The 407-nt window shown below is 71.3% G+C and carries 1 pseudogene; it reads left to right on the top strand.

Annotated elements, in window-relative coordinates:
- Positions 1–407: pseudogene (locus G3480_RS29765) on the top strand (IS3-like element ISGur6 family transposase); the annotation flags it as partial.

Consider the following 407-nt stretch of genomic DNA (forward strand, 5'->3'; position numbering starts at 1 on the left):
CAGTCAAGAGCTGCTGCGCAAGGACAAGGCCCTGGCTGAGGCCGCCGCCTTGCTGCTGCTCCAAAAAAAAGTGCAGGAACTCTGGGCGGAGTCCGCGGACGCTCGCTCTCCCTCGCGCGGCGCCTCGAAGTGAGTACCTGGATCGCGGAGGCCTGCCGTGGCGGGGCGCGCCTGGAGTACGCCTGCGCTGCCGTGGGGCTGAGCGCGCGCACCCTGCAGCGCTGGCGCCAGGGCGGCGCTATCCAGGGCGATGCCCGTCGGCGCGCGCACCGCGCACCCGAGGCCGTGCGCACCCCGGCCAACCGTCTCTCAGCGCCCGAGCAGGCCGAAATCCTGGCGGTGGCGAACCAGGCGGAGTTTGCCCATCTCTCCCCACACCAGATCGTCCCGGCACTGGCCGATCAAGG

This window comes from Thiorhodococcus mannitoliphagus, assembly GCF_010915725.1.
Classification (GTDB): Bacteria; Pseudomonadota; Gammaproteobacteria; order Chromatiales; family Chromatiaceae; genus Thiorhodococcus; species Thiorhodococcus mannitoliphagus.